This window comes from Streptomyces sp. Isolate_45 (assembly GCF_024721315.2).
GTDB lineage: Bacteria > Actinomycetota > Actinomycetes > Streptomycetales > Streptomycetaceae > Streptomyces.
Genome location: NZ_JANFAK020000324.1, coordinates 1 through 2,684 on the forward strand (window position 1 = coordinate 1; position 2,684 = coordinate 2,684).

Consider the following 2,684-nt stretch of genomic DNA (forward strand, 5'->3'; position numbering starts at 1 on the left):
CCCTGCACACGAACCGCTCACCGCGACGCGTACCCCTACCCACCTACGCGTTCGACACCAAGCGCTACTGGATAGAGCGGAAGACCGCTGGTGCGACGGCGCCTGCGGCCCGCCTCTTCCAGCCAGTCTTCCATCAGGTCCCCCTCACCGCGGCGATCACCGCGGGGCTCGGCGAACGCTGGCTCGTCTTTGCCGACAAGCTCGGCATCGCGGAGCGCTGGACCACGCGCCTGCGAGAAATCGGAGAGCGCGTCGTCACGGTGAAGACCGGGACGTCGTTCGAGCGATCCGCCCCGGACGCCTACCGTCTGCGCCCTGAAGTGACCGGTGACTTCGACCGGCTCGTCCGCGAACTCCAGGACGCCGATGGAACGGGCGGTACCTGGAACGTCCTTTACCTGTGGGCGGTCGACACCGAGGCCGAGGTCGACCGAGCGCGTGTCTTCGCGCTCGACGCACTGGTGCACTTCGCCCGTGCACTCGGACTGCACCGCGGAACCGATCAGACCCGGCTCGCCGTGGTGACACGGGGCCTCGCCCTGGTGAGTGATGGCGAGCCCGCACCGCCCACCCGCGCACTCGTCCTCGGGCCGGTCAAGACCCTGCCCCTCGAGTATCCGGCCCTCACCGCGTCCGCGATCGACATCGAGGGCCCGGCGGCGGAGGTCGATCCGCTCATCGCCGAGATCCGCGCGTCATTGCCGCATTCCTTCGTCGCCTATCGGAACACCACCCGCTACGTCGAGGGTGTCGATGGCATGACCACGTCTGCACCGGCCGGAGGACCCGCGACCCTGCGGCCGCTTGGCGTCTACTTGATCACCGGAGGCCTCGGCGGCGTCGGCCGCGCCATCGCCGCGTGGGCCGCGCGGAACTACAAAGCGCGCCTGGTGCTCGTCGGGCGGACGCCGCTCCCGCCGCGTGAACAGTGGCCGGTGCTCGAGAGTGATCCCACGATCCCCGCGGAGACCCGGAGCCGCATCATCGCGGTACGCGAGCTGGAGGCGTACGGGGCCGAGGTGCTCGTGGAAGCGTGCGACGTGAGCGACCGTACCGCTCTCGCCGATGTCGTCGCCCGAGCCGAACTCCGGTTCGGGCCCATCGAAGGCGTAGTCCACGCCGCGGGCCTCGCCGGTGGCGGTCTCGCCCAGTTCCGGCATGTCGAGGCCATGCGCGAGGTGCTGACGCCCAAGGTCGACGGAACACTCGCGCTCGCGGCGGTGCTCCACAACCGACCGCTCGCCTTCTTCGCCGTGTTCTCCTCGACCGGCGCGCTTCTGGGCAGCCTCGGCCAAGTCGACTACTGCGCGGCGAACGCCTTCCTCGACGCATGGGCCGAGTCGCCAGGCGCTCCCGAACGTGTCGTCGCCATCGCCTGGGACGCCTGGCGGAACGTGGGCATGGCGTCGCACGAGCGGCTCCCCGCTGCCGTACTCGAGGCACACGTCGGCGACGAGCCGTCGGGGATTTCCCCCGCCGACGCGCTTGCCGTCTTCGAACGCGCGCTCTTCGGAGGGCGGCGGCGCGTGATCGTCTCCGCCGAGAACCTGCCGAGCAGGCTCGAACGCGGTACAAAACGCCACCAGGAGCGGCCGGCGGACCAACCCGCGCCCGCGGTACGGTCGCGCGCGGAGACCGAGAGCACGCTCACCGAGATATGGGAGAACCTCTTCGGACGATCCCGCATCGACCGGGACGCGAACTTCTTCGACCTGGGCGGAGACTCCCTCCTCATCGTCGAAGCGGGCCAACAGGTCAAGAAGCGTCTGCGGGTTTCGCTTGCCGTGGCGGACCTGTTCAAATACCCGACCATTGCCCGCCTCGCGGAGCGCCTCGCGCCGACTTCGTCGTCTCCGCAGGATGCGAAGTCTCCGTCGACGACCTTCCGGAGCCCGGCGGAGAGCTCCGACATCGCCGTCATCGGCATGGCCGCTCGTTTTCCCGGCGCCGATGACGTGGACGCGTTCTGGAACAACCTTGTCGCGGGTGTGGAGTCACTGGTCCCCACTGACGAGCCTTCGGAGTCGGCGGTCGGCGGCCACGGCCGGTACGTGGCCATGGCCGGATCCGCGGACGGGGTCGATCTGTTCGATCCCGCGATGTTCGGATTCACTCCGCGTGAGGCGGAGCTGATGGACCCCCAGCAGAGATTGCTGCTGATGTGCTCCTACCAGGCACTCGAGAACGCGGGATATGCGCCGCGTGGGCACTCGGGTACCGTCGCGGTCTACGTCGGCGCCGCGATGAGCAGTTACCTGCTCAACAACCTGATTCCCCAGCGCGGCTCGTCGGACATCGATCCGACGGTCGTGGGTCTCGGCAACGACAAGGACTTCGCCGCCACCCATATCTCCTACCGCCTCAACCTGCGCGGACCGAGCGTGAGCGTGAGCACGGCCTGTTCCACCTCGTTGGTGGCGATCGCCCACGCGTGCCGCAGTCTCATCTCGGGCGACAGTGACATGGCACTCGCCGGAGGAGCGAAGGTCCGTGCTCCGGAGCGCAGCGGCTACTGGTTCCAGGAGGGCGGAATAATGTCCCCCGACGGCCACTGCCGGGCGTTCGACGCCGACGGGCAGGGGACGGTCTTCTCCAGCGGAGCCGGCATCGTGGTGCTGAAGCGGCTGGCCGACGCGGTCCGTGACGGGGACACGATCCGTGCGGTGATCCGTGGTTCGGCGGTC

General features: G+C 69.0%; 1 protein-coding gene. It reads left to right on the plus strand.

What is annotated here, in order from left to right; all coding sequences use genetic code 11:
* Window positions 1–2,684: SDR family NAD(P)-dependent oxidoreductase (locus tag NOD94_RS40715; protein WP_281211283.1), on the plus strand; the 2,684-nt coding region annotated here is incomplete at both ends.